A 16,933-nucleotide genomic window follows, 5' to 3' on the forward strand; every position below is an offset into this window, starting at 1 on the left:
GTTAATACAAAAAGGGGAAGAGTAGCATGAAAAAGAAAGTATACACTGTCCTGGTAGAGAATTTTAGAGAGTGGGGCGTAGAGCATGTTTTTGGAATCCCGGGAAAGTCGATTTCTCCGCTTATGCTGGAAGTCAACAGTAAGGGCATTGAATATGTGCTGAGTCGACATGAAGCGGGGGCAGGTTTCGAGGCGGCAGGGTATGCGCTAATGAAAAAAACGGTAGGTATCGCGATTGGAACGTCAGGGCCTGGTGGAACGAATTTTCTCACTGCCGCCGCCCAGGCGAAAGAGCATGAGATTCCGGTATTATTCATTACAGGGCATCCTTCCATGCAGGAGACAGGCCAGGCATTAGGCCAGGATTCGAGTCATTTCGGAGTGGATCTTGTGAAAATGTTTGAACCGGTTACAAATTTCAGCGGATTTGTGTCGCGTGGCGATCTTCTGCACAGTTATCTTCACCATGCCTTAGAGAAAGCGTGGACAGGCACAAAGGGACCTGTTCATCTGTGCATCCCTTTTGATGTATTGATGGAAGAGATTGAAACTTTTTTACTCCCTTTACCTAATCACGTTTCTTCCGTGATATCTTCCGGACTGGAACAGGTGATTTCCCTGTTAAATGAAGCAAGGAAGCCTGTGCTTTTTATTGGGAAAGGGACCGTGGCAGCGGAAGCTTATGAAGAAGTACGTATTTTGGCTGAGCATTGGCGAATTCCTGTGATTACGGCGCCCGGAGGAAAAGGGGCCTTTCCAACATTCCATCCTCTGTGCCTGGGGGGATTTGGGCTTGGCGGTACGGAAAAGGCGTCCAACTACTTGCGCTCCGGTGTCGATGTAATGGTTGTTGTCGGTTCGAGATTATGTGATATGGACTTATCGGGATTTGATAAGGAAATGTATCCCGAGAAAGTGGTGCAGTTTGAACAGGACCTTACGTTTATAGGAAAATCAATTCCCGTTCCTACCTATCCTGTGCTTGGTGATATTCGACAAAACTTGCGGCAAGTAATAGAGAAGGCGGGGGCTTCTTCCCGCGATGACGATGATGTTCCTGTAATAGAAATAGAGAACATGAATGCAAAGAGTGCCGGTTTATTGTCTGCTGTTCAGGCGATAAAATCGCTTCGCTCTTCATTGCCGGAAGACGCGGTTTTGTTTGGGGACGCCGGCAGTCATACGTTCTACGCGGTGCGCCACTACGATATCTATAAACCGGGAACGTTTTATTTGGATGAGGTGTTCCTGGCAATGGGACATGCCATTGGCTATGCCATTGGGGCAAAAATGGCAGCGCCAGAGAAAGTGATTGCTTGTATAACGGGCGATGGATGCATGATGATGCATGGAACGGAGATTTCTACAGCGGTGAACCATCGGATTCCTGTTTTATTTATTGTATTGAATAACGGCCGGCTTGATATGGTGGATAAAGGGATGTCGTACAATACGGGCCGCTCGGTGGGAGCCGTCTATGATGTTCCTTTGAATGTAAGCAAGTTTGCTCAATCTATGGGCGCTTACGCTGCTTGCTGCCATACAGAAAACGATATTCGGGAAGCGATCGCTTCGGCTTTGAAAGCGAACGGTCCGACTGTGATTGAGATTATGGTGAATCCAATGGAAGTCCCGCCAATTTTGACAAGATTGCTAACGATGGCCTAACCTGCCGCATTCTATTAAGGAAATGAGAGGTAAATCAATGATGTCTTCTGCACGTTATGAAGCTGGTATGGAAACACTGAGAAAGATGGTAAGTGAGGAAATCCTTTCTCAGACAGTAGAGCACGTTAAGAAATTCGATCCGGATTTTTCTAATATGATTGTGGAATTTGCTTTCGGTGATATTTATTCCCGCCCCGGGCTTGATCTTAAACAGCGGGAGCTTATCACAATCGCTTCTCTTATTACGCAGGGAGCGGAATCCCAACTGTCGTTTCATATTCATGGCGCTCTTAAAGCAGGCCTTACACCAAAAGAGATTGTGGAAGCCGTCATGCATTGTGTACCTTACGCTGGATTTCCAAAAGCCCTGGGTGCTTTGGGAGTTGTGATGAATATATTCAATGAGCTTGGCATTAAGCATAGATAAAATAAAGACAGGCTGGATGATGAGATGTCATCCGGCCTGTTTTTATTTTTTAATAAAAAATCATTTATCTGAATAATTACAAAAAAATGGGTAATAAGCTATAAATGAGCAAAAACAGCTAAAGATATTTACAGTAAAAGTAGACAAACATCACCTTATGCTAGTTTTAGCTGAGCTAAAATCAAGAGCAAAATATACACGGTTACATGGAGAGCTTGTTATCTTAAGAAATTTTATTTTGTCATACCGATAGATAGGACAATAGGTATGCAGAGTCTTAGGGGGAACCTCATGAAGAGGCTATTATTTTTCACGCTCACCGCACTTTTTGTGGTTACTGTCATTTTTCTTCAAAAGGAGTTAGAGTCGGATGTGCGGAATACTGTAGATATGAAGGAAAAATACGTAGATATCAGCAAATTTGGAGCTAAAGCGGATGATGAAATCGACGACTCTCAGGCAATTATGGATGCGATACGAACAGTGGATAATGCAGGAGGCGGTATCGTCCATATTCCGGAAGGCACCTATAAGCTTACTTCTGTCAACGTGGCTGTAACTCACCCAATTTCAATCACAGGCGAGCAGGGCACCGTGCTTGACGGGAAACAGTCTACAAAACAATATTTATTTAATATTGAGGGAACTAGAGAGAAATCAGCACCACTGCTTGCTGACGCAGTTAAGAATAAGAAAACGATTCAGGCAGCGCTTTCCGTAAAACCCGGGGATATTGTTTTGTTTCGTTCGAACGAGCTGTTCAATCCCGTGCGTAACTACTATTACCGCGGGGAAATGGCAGAAGTAGAATCTGTATCCGGAAGTGAGATGACTTTTAAAAACGGATTGTTTGACGCTTACCGCTCCTCATCTACCGTCATCTACAAACTGAATATGCCAAAGATAAGCATAACAGGGCTGAAAATTATACGCGATTCCAACCATGCCGGACTTACCATAAATTACGCCAGGAATGTATATCTCAGCAATGTCGAAGTATTCGGAGCACGTGAGAGAGGCATCGGAGTATCTTATATACGGCGGGACGATCGAAAACATTGAAGCCAGTGATTGTTGGTACGAGGGAAGAGGAACAAGCTACGGACTATCTATCGCTTCCTCCCAGCACCTAACCGTCCGGAATAGCTGGCTGCACGGCGGAAGACACGGAATTTCTCTCGGAGGTCAGGAACCGGTACGAGACATTTTAATTACAAATAATGTTATCGATAACTATACCGACTCCCGGGTGGGTGCTTTTAACACGCACGAAAACGTGGAATATATCACAGTGTCTGAAAATCGTATTCTTAATGGCGTTTCTACCGTCGGAGACCATCTTGTTTATGAGGATAACGACATTGAATTAAGAACCGATTATCCGGGAATCATCGTGAAGCAAAACTGGCATTTAGAGCATCTGGTGTTTCGTAATAACAGGATTACATCACCCAGTTACGGAAGTTTACTTGAGACATACCTGTCTTCCCTCGAAGTGAAAGAGTTCATTATCGAAGGAAACACAATTTGTTCCGATTTGGCGGGAATAGGTATTAAACCCCGCATGAAAACAGCAGTAAATACTAAAATTAAAAATGTAACCATTAAGAATAACGATGTCGTGTCTACTAAAGACAGCGCCATCTCCATACGTGCTCAGGAGGGAACGACCATTGCAGTCGAGAATATGGAGATTGACGAGGGAACGTATAAGTCCCTCTATAACAAAGGGATTTTCTCTCAGGTATCCCCTTTCTCGGGAAGCGTTACGATTTCTAATACTAAGATCAGCACGGAGAAAGCGGCTGAGTATGGTATGCTGCTGATTAATTTCAGCCAGATTGCTATTGACGGTTCTAACCTTCAGGGTCCTGCAAATCTGGGTTCCTATAATTGCTTTCAGTATGCGGATAGCGTAATAGTTAGGAATAGCACTCTCGGCAACTGGGGTTATAAGAATGGGGTTCGGACCTATAATGTTCCTCGTGTACAGTTGGAGAATAACGCTTACATAAATACTCCTTCATAATGTTTGATTTTATCCAAGAATACTACAGGCCAGATGATATATTCTCATCCGGCCTCTCTTTATTTTACCTATGCTTAATGCCAAGCTCACTGAATATATTCATTACAACTCCAAAGTTGCTGGATTCGTTTTTTAGCTGTAAAATTTGGATCGTTCGATTCTTTCCAGGTTTTTGTGTGCTGGTAGGTAATGTTGGCTTCCTCTAAAATCACGCGAATGGTTTCGATGCGAATAGATTTGCCAGGCCTTTTTTATTCCGCGATGAATAAGGGTGTTTGTTTCCAAGATCTGATTAGATGATCCTGGGTCTATTTGTGAGAATACCAGCTTCAAGATAATTTACTCTTTTAATAAAACATCATCTCTTGTATAAGTATCTACATTTTTTGCAGTAGCAAAATATCGATATCCACTCGTTCCATTACTTCTAGATGAGATAAGCTGTACACAGTATACATATCTTCCATCATTATATTTGTAAATTGTAATGTAGGACGTTGAATGATAAGGATTTTTATTGGAGGGAGAAATTAATTTGTCTAGATAACCAGCAGAAGTAAGATCATCTAAGTTTAGTTGACACTTTTGTACTGTAGGCCATGCTACTTCAAATTTAGGATTTTCAGTTGCTATATATTGTTTTGCTGCAGCGGCCACTTGTTTAGCACTCGCGATTATGGCATCCTTTTTTGCATTGTCGATAATATTTCCGACTACTGGAATAGCAATTGCAAAAATGATTCCTAAAATTACGATTGTGGTAAGGAGTTCAATTAGGGTAAGTCCCTTTTGATTTTTTAATATTCCCATAAAAGATCACCAAGACCATTTTAGTATTAATTTGTATATCTTGTTGATATTTAACAGCAAGTACAACGTAATATGAAGTTTCAATCTTTCTGTTCGCTACTTAATGTATTATCCGAATAATTTTTTGTATAGATACCCTGAGGAAAAGCAAGCAGCCATATTGTTTTTAAAGTAATAATGAAATCTAGCCATATTGAATAATTTTCTATATAGTAAATATCTAGTCGTATCCGTTCATCCCAATTAATGGAATTCCTCCCGTGAACCTGTGCATATCCTGTAATACCGGGTTTCATATTCAGTCTGCGTATTTGTTCATCAGTGTATTTTTCAACTTGATATAACAAAGTAGGCCTTGGGCCGATAAAACTCATATCCCCTTTAACAATATTGAAGAATTGAGGAATTTCATCCAAACTCCATTTCCTTAATATTTTACCTATATTCGTAATCCTTGTATCCCCTTCATATACATTAAAGTCAGATTCACTATTATGTCTGACATTATGTATCATCGTCCTAAATTTATAAATGGTAAATAATTTCTTTTTATATCCTACCCTTTCCTGTTTGAAAATAATGGGACCTGGCGAATCGATTTTTATAAGCAGGGCGATGATGAGAAATAACGGCATTAAGACAATCAGTAAAATACAGGCTATCGCACGATCGGTTGCATATTTAGCTTTTATTTGCAACATGCTACTCCTCTCCCCTACACTCCTTCTTCCCCTCGTTGGAAATATTCTTTCGCATAATGAACCAGTGCACGTGAAACAAAAATCTTTCCTTTTATATTTTCCTTTTTTGAGCCAATCTCTTCTTTATGCAATTAATAATGTACCCTTGATCCTCGTACGACAAATTTGAACCAGACGGAAGACAAAGACCGGTGGCAAATAAAGACTCAGATATTTTTTCTTTCTCGCTATGGGGATAAAAAGTTTTATCCCGGAATATCGGCTGCATATGAAGCGGCTTCCATATAGGTCTTGATTCAATACCATTGTTGTTGAGTTCTTCTACAAGTTGGGCTGCGGATACCGGACTTATATCCGGGTCAATTGTCATCGCGGTTAACCAACGTGTTGAACGTCCTCCATCAACTTCAGGCATAAAAGATATACCTTCAATTGAGTATAAGGCTTCGTAATAACGCTCAAAAATCTTTCTTCTTTTGGATATATACTCATTCAATACGAGCAATTGGCCTCTACCAATACCAGCTAATATATTACTCATACGGTAATTATATCCTAATACGCTGTGCTGATAATGCAAAGCTGGATCGCGTGCTTGTGTAGCCAAAAATCTTGCTTGTTCTAAGGCCTCTAAATTCTTGGATACAAGCATTCCACCACCCGAGGTTGTAATAATTTTATTTCCATTGAAAGAGTAAATTCCAAATTCGCCGAACGTTCCACTTGAGCGTCCTTTATATATAGCTCCTAATGATTCGGCTGCATCTTCAATAATTGGAATATCATAGTGATCACATAATTCAAGAATTGGATCCATATCCGCGCTCTGGCCGTAAAGATTTACCACAATTACCGCTTTGGGTAGCTTTCCTTTCTTTTCTGCTTCTTCCAATGCATATTGAAGAGCCCTAGGTGACATGTTCCAGCTTTGTGGCTCAGAATCTATGAAAACAGGAGTAGCCCCCTGATATATCACAGGGCTTACGCTGGCAATAAAAGTAAGAGAAGAGCAAAATATAATGTCTCCTGCTTTGACGTCTAACAATCGAAGAGCTAGATGTATAGCTGCAGTACCTGAACTCAGTGCAACCGCTCCATTTGCCCCTACGTATTCAGCTAACTCGTTTTCAAACGCAGTAATATGGGGGCCTACCGGAGCAATCCAGTTTTCATCAAATGCCTGCTTTATGTAATGTAATTCATAGTTCCCCATGTGTGGAGGTGAAAGATAAATCTTTTTTCTCATATCTCTTTTCCTCTAGTTTATTTGTTAATTAATTGATATTTCTGAACACACTGAACATCCTTCTGTTCTTTTTCGTTTACTTTCCACTGAAAATTTGGAACAATCGTCTTTAAAGTCATTCGTATTTCTTCGGAATTGGAACTTATTGCTTCCTCTAATTGTTTTATATAAAAATCAATTTCTTGTTTTAAAAACAATTCGGGTTGAGCGATAAAAATCCGGTTATGCTGGGTTGCTCTGGTCCCTTCTTGTGAAGTAAGAAGTTCTTCATACAATTTCTCCCCTGGACGAATACCTGTATATACAATCTCAATGTCTTTATCAGGTTCAAAACCGGATAAACGAATCAAGTCCCTTGCTAATTGATCTATTTTTACTGGTGAACCCATATCAAGCAAGAAGAGTTCGCCGCTTTTTGAAAACGCTCCGGCTTGAATAACAAGTTGGGCAGCTTCTGGAATTGTCATGAAATATCGAACCATTTCCGGATGTGTTACCGTTACAGGTCCTCCGTTAGCGATTTGTCTTTTAAAGAGGGGGATTACACTTCCCCTGCTTCCCAGTACATTTCCAAATCGTACAATGGAAAAATTTGTTTCACTCTGATTATTAATGCCCTGAATAACCATTTCCGCCACCCGTTTTGTCACTCCCATAATACTAGTAGGATTTACGGCTTTATCAGAGGACACCATAACAAATCGTTCAACTTTATATTTATCAGCCATTTCCGCTATATTTTTTGTACCGAACACATTGTTCTTAATCGCTTCAGCAGGATAAAGCTCCATTAGGGGAACATGTTTGTGAGCAGCAGCATGAAATACGACCTGCGGAGAATAGGAAGCAAATAGTTTTTCCATACACTTCTTATCCTGAATGTCTGCAATAATAGGTACCAAATGTATGTTGCATTTTCTTTCTAACAAGTCTTGATAAATCTTATAAATGCTATTTTCGCCATGACCGAGCAGTAACAGTTTACTTGGTTTAAATTGAACAATTTGTCTACAAAGTTCTGAACCGATGGAGCCTCCTGCCCCTGTTACCAGAATGACTCTGTCCGAAATATAGCTGGCAATTCCGCCCAAATCTATGGAGACCGGTTCCCGTCCCAATAAGTCTTCTACATCAATGTCTCGAATGGTCTGTATTGATATTTTTCCGCTAACCATATCAGAGATACTGGGGAGAATTTTAACATAGCATGCAGTTTCCTTACAAATATCTATAATTTTTTTAATTTCGGATTTAGGAACCGAAGGCATTGCGATAATAAGAGTGGAAATATTATATTTCTCCACAGATTCCTTAATTTTTTCTCTTCCTCCTAGTATTGTTAGACCATTAATCTGCAAATTCTTTTTGAATGGATCATCATCAATAAAAGCAACTGGATAGATATCACTGTTCGCTGCTTGTTTTAATTCTTGAAGTACAAATCTTCCCGCACTTCCCGCCCCAACAATAAGGGCTCGGTTAGCCGCAGGCTCCCTTTTTTTCGAGGGAACGTATGCATCTCCATACATTCTCCCCATAAAACGTGATGCGCCAAAAGTAAGTAAACACAGCATAAATGACAATATATATGAAGAAATCGATATATTTTTTTTAATAAAAATCTCATTCATTAATACAAAACAAATTGTGCCTATAAAAATAGATTTAAATATAGAATACAATTCGCCGATGCTGGCATAGCGCCATACCCGACGATAAATATTAAAATATGCAAAAGAAACCCATTGGAAAATAATCATACCGCCAATCATATAAAGAACCGTAGTCCAATGTTCTGACGGAATTTGAAACTCAAAACGCAGGGCATAAGCTACTAATATACTTCCCGTAATTAATATACAATCCCCAAAAATTAAAAAAATCTTAGAGATTTGACGATGCAACAAATTCATCTTACTCCTCCCGCATATTTTATCTCCTCCTGAGAAAATAGTCCTGGGTTAAAAATGCAGAAAATACAAGTTCAAAATCAGAAATATTGAATACCTATGTCTTTTATACTAAATTATTATACCATATTTTTCTTTTTTTAAAAATGTTTGTATAAAAAAACTATAAAATGTATTGATATAGTAAAAAGTATCTAGTCAAGGTGAATAATCGATTAAAAGTTGCTAAAACAAAATTAAGATAAAATTTTAGAGGATATATCAGAATATCTTCTTATATAGCCTATTTAGCATGTTTTTATTAGTTAAAAAGATTTATTTTGTGTTATTTATTTTAATTCTTTTTACCTGTAATTATTGATTATTTTTATTGAAATCAAATGATATTTGAACTATAATGTTGCATATGTTCATGGAAATTAAAAACATTTATGTGGAAATATGAGAAGTGTTTTGAAGATATTATCTTAAATAAAATAACGGGTAACCGATTTAATATTCATATATTATAAATAATTCTGAACTTAATTGATTACCATGTAATTTACAATTATAGCAAATAAGGAATCATTAAAACCCCCAAGATGGCCCCAGACATCCCGGAAATTTTTACCCGCATGAAAAATACCATCAACTATAAAGATTTGCTGCATGCCATTCAAAATATTGAATCGCGGAACCAGTAAGGTATCCATGTCTGATCTACTATACAAAAGTAACGCTTGGATAATGGGAGTTATGATTATGAAGGTTTGCCATTTTACGACTGTTCACCCATACACCGATACGCGAATTTTTATAAAAGAATGCTGTTCACTGGCTGCAGCAGGATATGAAACCCATTTAGCCGCGGTAAACGCGCCGGACACTCTTCTAAACGGGGTTTACCTGCATGGGATTAGGGGAACAAAAGGCAACAGGCTAATGCGAATGATGCAGACATCATGGAGGGCATATCAAACAGTCAGAAAAATCGAGGCCGATATCTACCATTTTCACGATCCTGAGCTTCTCCCTATCGGACTTCTATTACGGTTATCAGGCAAACCGGTAATCTATGACTGTCATGAGGATGTACCGAAACAAATTATGGAAAAGCATTGGATTCCCAGGCCTCTTCGAAGAGGAGTCTCTTGGTTATTCATGAAAGTGGAACATTTGATTGCTAAGCGTTTGAGTGCTGTGATTGCTGTCCACCCAGCTGTAGAGGAAAGAATGCGTAAAATCGGTTGTTTAACTATCAATGTTAATAATTATCCGCTGTTGAAAGAGTTGCATATCACGATCGAGAGTGAAAGAGAGAAAGAAAAAGCAGTCTGCTATATTGGCGCTATATCTCAGGCAAGAGGTATTAATGAGATGATTGAAGCCATTTCACTTACCGATGCAACGCTTTACATTGCCGGACGTTTCTCCCCGCAGCATTTGCGGAGGGAGATTGTCTTACAAGCAGGATGGAAACAAGTGAAAGAGCTCGGTCAAATTGACCGACAAGAGGTCAAGCAAGTTTTGGCAAAGGCGGTTGCGGGGTTGGTAATTTTCCAGCCGGTTCCGCATCATTTGGTGTCAATGCCGACAAAAATATTTGAATATATGTCTGCTGGAATACCTGTTATTGCTTCCAATCTCCCCTTACTAAAGGCCGTCATTGAGGAGTATGAGTGCGGGATTTGTGTTAACCCAGAAGACCCCAGAGAAATCGCAGATGCAATCATATGGATGATCAATAATCCTCTGCATGCTGCCCGTATGGGGGAGAATGGTAGGAAAGCGGTGGAAAAACAATTTAATTGGGAAGCGGATATGAAAAAGCTACTTCGACTTTATACAGAGATAATTGACCAAGAATATTCATTTCGTACAAATGTTTAGGGGAGGAGGATGAGAATAGGGGAGCAAGTAACTATTGATATTAATGAACTTCTTATTGGCATCCGCAGGCACTTCTGGTTGATTCTTTTCATGACGGTCTTTGCAGGTATTGTTGCGTTCGTCATCAGCAAATACTATTCTGTTCCAGTATATAAAGCTTCTTCACAAATACTGGTGAATAATTCGGAAAACGCATTTAACGGTCGATACATCAGCTCTGACATTGATCGAGACCTAAAGCTGGTTGAAACCTACAGTGTTATTATAAAAAGTCCACGGATTTTGGAAATCGTTAAGGAACGTATTAAGCTTCCCTCATCTGCTGCTTTAAATCAGCAAGTGGTCATAAGCCGGGTGAAAAATTCACAAGTCATTTCTATAGAGGTTTCTGACACGAGGCCAGAGAGAGCAGTAGAAATCGCCAATACTATTGCTGTTGTCTTTCAATCAGAGATTACCTCCATTATGAAAGTAGACAATGTACAAATACTGGCAGTTGCAAAAGTGCCCTCCAGCCCCATTCCTGTCAAGCCTAAGCCACTCATGAACACGGCCATTGCCATGATGGTTGGTTTTTTGGGAAGCCTGGTAATCGTGTTTCTCTGTGACCGTTTTAATAAATTTTTACGCCGGGAAAAAGAAATTGAGAGAATTCTAGGGTTGCCTGTATTAGGTAAAATACCAGCATTATCCGATAATGAAGATAGTTTTACACTAGATCTTGCCAATCAAGTAGTCCTTGCAGGGAACGAATTTGCAGTAAGCCGTGTGGAGTCGGCAAAAAGAAGGAAAAAAGAAGTGATTCGCTTTAAAAGGTTGGATTCCATTATAGAACCTGCCACCTTTATAGCAGAGGCTTACCGAACATTACGCACTAACATCATCCTTAGCAATACAAACAGAAAGTGCAAAACATTTATCATAACAAACTCCGGTCCAGGTAAAGGTAAGCCGACCACCAGTGCGAATTTGGCGATTAGCTTAGCATTAACCGGAAAAAAGGTATTACTAATCGATGCGGATATGCGTACTCCAAATACACATACATTTTTCCGATTGGATAATTCCTTTGGATTAAGCAACCTTCTTCATATACCGGTAGACATTGATCAGATGATACAGAAGACTTTTGTAAGTGGTCTGGATTTGCTTGCATCGGGGCCGATTTCACATAATCCGGCAGACTTATTATGCTCTCAACACCTACTTACAACATTAGAATACTTAAAGAAAGAATACGAATTCATTTTAATAGATACTCCACCTATTTGTACTGTTACAGACGGTCAAGTATTGGCAGCACAGGTTGATGGCGTATTACTTGTGGTGGTAGCCGGAATAACGAGTAAAGCCACGGCTCTAAAAGCAAAGCAGCTTTTAGAAAAAGTGGAAGCAAGGTTAGTAGGAGTTATATTGGTAGACCCGAAAACAAATATTGACCGATATTATTATGATTGAGGTGGTTACATGGGTAATATCCACTTTGCCATCATCGGATGTGGACATATTGCAAAAAAACATATAGAAAGTATCCGAAATATTAAGGATGCGGAAATAACGGCAATTTGCGATACGAATCCAGACCGTCTCTTGGAATTCCAGGCAATTTACGGAGTGAAGGGATATTCTTCACTCGAGGAATTGCTGGCAAAGGAAAGTTGTATTGACGTAGTTAATGTCTGTACGCCTAGCGGTCTACATAAAGGAGCAGCAGTGAGAGCAGCACAGGCTAAAAAGCATGTGATTGTAGAAAAACCGATTGCCATGACGGTAGCGGATGCGGATGAAATCATCAATGCATGCAAGCACTATAATGTAAAACTGGCGGTCGTCCACCCTAATCGGTTTCGTCCAGCCATACAGGAAATGAAGAAAGCACTGGATTCAGGATGGTTTGGAAAACTAAGTTATGTTCATGCTGCTGTCCGTTGGAATCGTGATCAGAATTATTACAATCAAGCAGCATGGCGTGGAACAAGAGCACTTGACGGTGGAGTTCTTATGAATCAGGCTATCCATAACCTTGATCTGTTACTTTGGTTGATAGGGCCTGTTAAAAAAGTGCAAGCGCTAATGGATACACGCATTCGGCATATTGAGACAGAGGATGTCGCTTTGGCTTTATTACAATTTGAAGATGGGACGTTGGGCATGATTGAAGCAACGACGACAGTATATCCCCGCAGTCTGGAGGAATCAATTAGTATCTTTGGAGAAAAAGGTACAGCTATTGTGGGTGGGACAACAGCCAACTGGATTAAACACTGGGCTTTTGAAGAATGTACCGCTGATGCATCAAGTAAATTAGTAAAACGTATTAACGAGGAGCCGTATGGAGTTTCCGGACATCAGGCAATTATTGCAGATATGATTGAGGCAATTAGGCAAGACAGACAGCCGCTTGTATCAGGAGCAGACGGAAAAAATGTAGTTCAACTGGTTTTGTCCATCTATGAAGCAGCAGAACGAGATTCCAGGGCCATAATGAATCCTTAATGAAGGTGAATAGCGGTGAGCGTAAAGAATGAAATAGATAAAAAAATTCCCTTGCTGGATTTGAAACAACAATATTTTGATTTGAGAGAAATGCTGCATCAGTCAATTGAAGAGGTTATGAGTAGTGGTAGCTATGTGATGGGGCAGAAGGTTCAGCTATTTGAGCGCGCATTCGCTGAATATGTAGGGACAAAATATGCTGTTGCTTTAGCGAGCGGTACGGATGCACTTGTATTAACGCTTGATTCGCTTGGAATTGGCCCTGGTGATGAGGTAATAACCACTCCTTTCACATTTTTTTCTACATCTGAAGCGATATCACGGGTAGGGGCAACCCCGGTGTTTGTTGATATTGACCCAGAGACGTTCAATATAAATCCTTCTCTCATTGAGAAGCGGATAACCAAGAAAACAAAGGCAATTATACCTGTTCATCTTTTTGGAATGCCTGCGGACATGGATGAAGTAGGAGCAATAGCAGATCAATATGAACTCTACATAATCGAAGATGCCTGTCAAGCCATTGGTTCCGCATACAAGGACAAGAAAATCGGATCGATGGGCATAGCGGGATGTTTTTCATTTTTTCCGACGAAAAATCTGGGTGGCTACGGTGACGGTGGCATGATGGTAACGGATGACGAAACCATCGCCAATAAAATTAGACTATTAAGAGTACATGGCAGCGTACTCAAATACCATCATTCATTAATCGGCTACAATAGCAGACTAGATGAACTGCAAGCGGCGATGCTGACTGTGAAACTTGCGTATATTGATGAGTGGAATAAGCAAAGACGAAAGAAAGCGGAAGTGTATACGGAAGCATTCAAGGATTTGCCATTAAAGCTGCCCGGCGTAAAATCTGATTATTATTCTGTCTACCATTTATATGTTGTGGGAACCGAGCATCGTGATGAGTTGACGGCATTTTTGAGGGAGCACGGAATTGCAACAGGTATTTATTACCCTGTTCCTCTTCACCTTCAGAAGGTATACCATCACCTGTGTTATACGACGGGGAGTTTGCCTGAATCAGAAAAAGCAGCAATTACAACAATGGCAATTCCGCTGTATCCAGAGCTGACTGAAGAAGATCAAGATTATGTTATTTCTGTCATTAGACATTTTTTTCAAAGTAAAGGGTGAAACAGATGAGTGATATCGAAACCGTTGTTCCACCGCCCATTTTTGCAGAACGGTTGATTGAAAAATTTAAGTGTAAAGATGCGTCAATTGGCGTTGTTGGATTAGGCTATGTTGGTCTTCCTCTTGCTGTGGAAAAAGCAAAAGCCGGTTTTAATGTAATCGGTTTTGATGTGCAGGCTGCAAAAGTCGATATGGTGAATCAGGGAGTGAACTACATTGGTGATGTGGTTGACGAAGATTTGAGGGAAATTGTAAATAGCGGAAAATTGCGGGCAACCTCCGATTATTCGTTTATTCAAAATGTAGATGCGGTTGCTATTTGTGTGCCGACCCCTCTGGATGAATACCGTCAGCCGGATACGAGTTATGTAGAGTCATCAGCAAGGGAAATTGCACGGTTTCTAAAAAAAGGGATGCTCGTCGTACTTGAAAGTACAACGTATCCCGGGACTACAGAAGAATTGGTTAAGCCGATTTTGGAGGAAACAAAACTTGTTTGCGGTCAGGACTTTTTTCTTGCCTATTCTCCTGAACGGGTAGACCCTGGCAACAAACACTTTAACACCAAAAATACGCCCAAAGTGGTTGGGGGTATTACGAAATCCTGCACCATGGTAGCTTCAGCTATGTATCGTGCTGTATTAGAGAGTGAGGTGCACGAGGTTTCTAGTCCTGCGGTTGCAGAGATGGAGAAAATTTATGAAAATACCTTTCGAAATATTAACATTGCATTAGCAAACGAAATGGCAATCCTATGTAACAAAATGGGGATTAATGTATGGGAAGTGATTGAAGCGGCAAAGTCGAAACCATATGGGTTTATGCCTTTTTACCCTGGACCTGGTCTGGGTGGACATTGTATTCCTATTGATCCATTTTATTTAACATGGAAGGCGAGAAAATTTAATTATCATACTCGATTGATTGAGATCGCTGGAGAAATTAACAATAGTATGCCTGAGTTTGTTGTGGAGCGGATCTCCTCTATACTGAATGAAAGAGCCCGGCCAATAAAAGGTTCAATGATCCACCTTCTGGGAGTTGCCTACAAAAAAGATATTGATGACTATCGGGAGTCGCCTACCCTAAAAATCATTGAAATGTTAGAGCGGCGAGGGGCGTATGTAGTATGCAGCGATCCTTATATACCGTCATTCAAAATAAAGGGGATTCAGTACGACTCAGTAGAACCAACCCCTGAAATATTAAGCAAAGCAGACCTCGTGGTCATTACCACAGATCATTCCGCTTTTGACTATGAAACTATCAGTTGTTCGGCGAAGCTCCTTTTTGATACAAGAAATGCAATCAAAAATCATGTTCAGCTTAATAATTATTATCAATTATAGATGTTTACAGGCAAAAAAACATGGATAGAAAAAAGTCATTTTTTTGTAATGCGCTAACATTGATGACCGGGACAGCCATTGTTCAACTCATCCCTCTTGCTATCTCTCCTGTGTTGACAAGAATGTATACACCGGAGGATTTTGGTTTGTTTGCGGCGTTCATGTCATTTGTCGCTGTTTTTGGCATGATAGCAACGGGCCGGTATGAATTGGCTATCATGTTGCCAAAAAAAGAGAAAGATGCATTAAATGTGCTTGCTCTAACTACAGTATTGATTTTATTTTGCAGTATTATAGTAACTATTTTGATGCTTAGCTTCGATGAACAGATTGCATCACTGTTGCAAAATCCTAATCTAAGGTATTGCTTGTATCTTGTTGGGATATACATCTTCTTTTACAGCAGCTTTCAAGCATTCACGTATTGGTCGAACCGAAAAAAACAGTTCCAGCGTCTCGCGCTAGCTAAAGTAACGGTAGCTCTTGTTACTGGTGCACTCTCTATTATATTCGGATTTTTCACAGCTCTCCCCTTTGGGTTAGTTATAGGTGCGCTCGTTGGTCAGGGGATTGGCACGCTACTTTATCTTACGGTGATCTTAAAAGAAGATCACATTCGTTTTAGATGGATTACCAGAAGTAGGATGATGAGAAATGCTAGCCGCTTCAGAAACTTTCCTAAATTAAATTTGCCGCATGCATTTTCTGATGTTTTGCAGGCAAATGGTATCGTGTTTTTAATCTCAACATTTCATGGCACGTCCGAATTAGGCGCGTATTCGCTTACAATGCGGGTGGTCCAAACACCGATTACTCTCATTGGTGCCGCGTTTGCACAAGTCTTTTATCAAAAAGCGGTTGAGGTATACAGAGATGATGAAGACTTACAGAATTTTGTCAAGAACTCAGTGCGTAGGCTCTTTTTTATTGGATTGCCCATCTTCTTAGGAATTTTTTTGGTTTCCCCTTTTCTTTTTGGATTTTTATTCGGGGAGGAATGGAAGGAAGCAGGGATATATGCGCAAATACTTGCTCCATATATGTTTATTAAGTTTATTGTTTCCCCGGTTTCGCAGTTGCCCAGTATTTTGGATCAGCAGAGAACAGCCTTTCGCTATGGTGTCCTATTTAATTTCTCAATAATAGTGTTTGTAATGGCGGCAAGCGCTATTTCCCATGATATGGGGACGACCATCACAGTCATGTCTTGTGTAGGTTTTTTCTTTACATTGGGGTACGGCTTTTTGCTATTTAACATGACTAGGATGAAGAGGTAA

General features: G+C 40.1%; 14 protein-coding genes. 10 read left to right on the plus strand and 4 right to left on the minus strand.

What is annotated here, in order from left to right; all coding sequences use genetic code 11:
- The first annotated feature begins 26 nt into the window (after positions 1-26).
- The 4 genes from ADA01nite_RS08140 (at position 27) to ADA01nite_RS08155 (ending at position 4,123) form a co-directional block, all read left to right on the plus strand.
- Entirely contained in the window at positions 27-1,667 is a 1,641-nt protein-coding gene (locus tag ADA01nite_RS08140; RefSeq protein ID WP_146809453.1) for a thiamine pyrophosphate-binding protein, read from the plus strand.
- A gap of 37 nt (positions 1,668-1,704) precedes the next feature.
- Positions 1,705-2,094 (plus strand): carboxymuconolactone decarboxylase family protein, encoded by a 390-nt coding sequence (locus ADA01nite_RS08145; protein ID WP_371863546.1) that lies wholly within the window; start codon positions 1,705-1,707, stop codon positions 2,092-2,094.
- Between the two features lie 291 nt (positions 2,095-2,385).
- A complete protein-coding gene (locus ADA01nite_RS08150; protein WP_170230199.1) occupies positions 2,386-3,156 on the plus strand; it encodes a glycosyl hydrolase family 28-related protein in 771 nt (256 codons plus the stop codon).
- Positions 3,083-4,123: a phage tailspike polysaccharide lyase family protein gene (locus ADA01nite_RS08155; protein ID WP_146809455.1), complete on the plus strand. Its 1,041-nt coding sequence runs from the start codon at positions 3,083-3,085 to the stop codon at positions 4,121-4,123. The genes ADA01nite_RS08150 and ADA01nite_RS08155 overlap by 74 nt, the downstream gene beginning before the upstream one ends.
- Before the next feature lie 339 nt (positions 4,124-4,462).
- Here ADA01nite_RS08155 and ADA01nite_RS08160 read toward each other — a convergent pair whose 3' ends face one another.
- The 4 genes from ADA01nite_RS08160 to ADA01nite_RS08175 all read right to left on the minus strand — a co-directional run bounded on the left by ADA01nite_RS08160 (position 4,463) and on the right by ADA01nite_RS08175 (position 8,793).
- Positions 4,463-4,933, minus strand: a complete 471-nt coding sequence (locus ADA01nite_RS08160) for a type II secretion system protein (protein WP_146809456.1) — start codon at positions 4,931-4,933, stop codon at positions 4,463-4,465.
- 80 nt (positions 4,934-5,013) lie between these two features.
- Positions 5,014-5,634, minus strand: coding sequence for a sugar transferase (locus tag ADA01nite_RS08165; RefSeq protein WP_146809457.1), 621 nt, complete (start codon positions 5,632-5,634; stop codon positions 5,014-5,016).
- 91 nt (positions 5,635-5,725) lie between these two features.
- Positions 5,726-6,880 carry a DegT/DnrJ/EryC1/StrS family aminotransferase gene (locus tag ADA01nite_RS08170; RefSeq protein WP_146809458.1) on the minus strand — a complete coding sequence of 385 codons (1,155 nt, stop codon included), beginning with the start codon at positions 6,878-6,880 and terminating at the stop codon, positions 5,726-5,728.
- 17 nt (positions 6,881-6,897) lie between these two features.
- Positions 6,898-8,793 carry a polysaccharide biosynthesis protein gene (locus tag ADA01nite_RS08175; protein ID WP_146809459.1) on the minus strand — a complete coding sequence of 632 codons (1,896 nt, stop codon included), beginning with the start codon at positions 8,791-8,793 and terminating at the stop codon, positions 6,898-6,900.
- 735 nt (positions 8,794-9,528) lie between these two features.
- Here ADA01nite_RS08175 and ADA01nite_RS08180 point away from each other — a divergent pair.
- The 6 genes from ADA01nite_RS08180 (at position 9,529) to ADA01nite_RS08205 (ending at position 16,933) form a co-directional block, all read left to right on the plus strand.
- Positions 9,529-10,662 carry a glycosyltransferase family 4 protein gene (locus tag ADA01nite_RS08180; protein ID WP_246147263.1) on the plus strand — a complete coding sequence of 378 codons (1,134 nt, stop codon included), beginning with the start codon at positions 9,529-9,531 and terminating at the stop codon, positions 10,660-10,662.
- A 9-nt stretch (positions 10,663-10,671) separates the two neighbouring features.
- Positions 10,672-12,120 (plus strand): tyrosine-protein kinase domain-containing protein, encoded by a 1,449-nt coding sequence (locus ADA01nite_RS08185; RefSeq protein ID WP_146809461.1) that lies wholly within the window; start codon positions 10,672-10,674, stop codon positions 12,118-12,120.
- A 9-nt stretch (positions 12,121-12,129) separates the two neighbouring features.
- A complete protein-coding gene (locus tag ADA01nite_RS08190; RefSeq protein WP_146809462.1) occupies positions 12,130-13,158 on the plus strand; it encodes a Gfo/Idh/MocA family protein in 1,029 nt (342 codons plus the stop codon).
- Between the two features lie 90 nt (positions 13,159-13,248).
- Positions 13,249-14,307, plus strand: a complete 1,059-nt coding sequence (locus tag ADA01nite_RS08195; protein WP_146809512.1) for a DegT/DnrJ/EryC1/StrS family aminotransferase — start codon at positions 13,249-13,251, stop codon at positions 14,305-14,307.
- A 5-nt stretch (positions 14,308-14,312) separates the two neighbouring features.
- Entirely contained in the window at positions 14,313-15,656 is a 1,344-nt protein-coding gene (locus ADA01nite_RS08200; protein ID WP_146809463.1) for a nucleotide sugar dehydrogenase, read from the plus strand.
- 20 nt (positions 15,657-15,676) lie between these two features.
- The gene (locus ADA01nite_RS08205) at positions 15,677-16,933 is read left to right on the plus strand and encodes an oligosaccharide flippase family protein (protein WP_146809464.1); all 1,257 of its coding nucleotides are present in this window, start codon (positions 15,677-15,679) and stop codon (positions 16,931-16,933) included.

This window comes from Aneurinibacillus danicus (assembly GCF_007991215.1).
Classification (GTDB): Bacteria; Bacillota; Bacilli; order Aneurinibacillales; family Aneurinibacillaceae; genus Aneurinibacillus; species Aneurinibacillus danicus.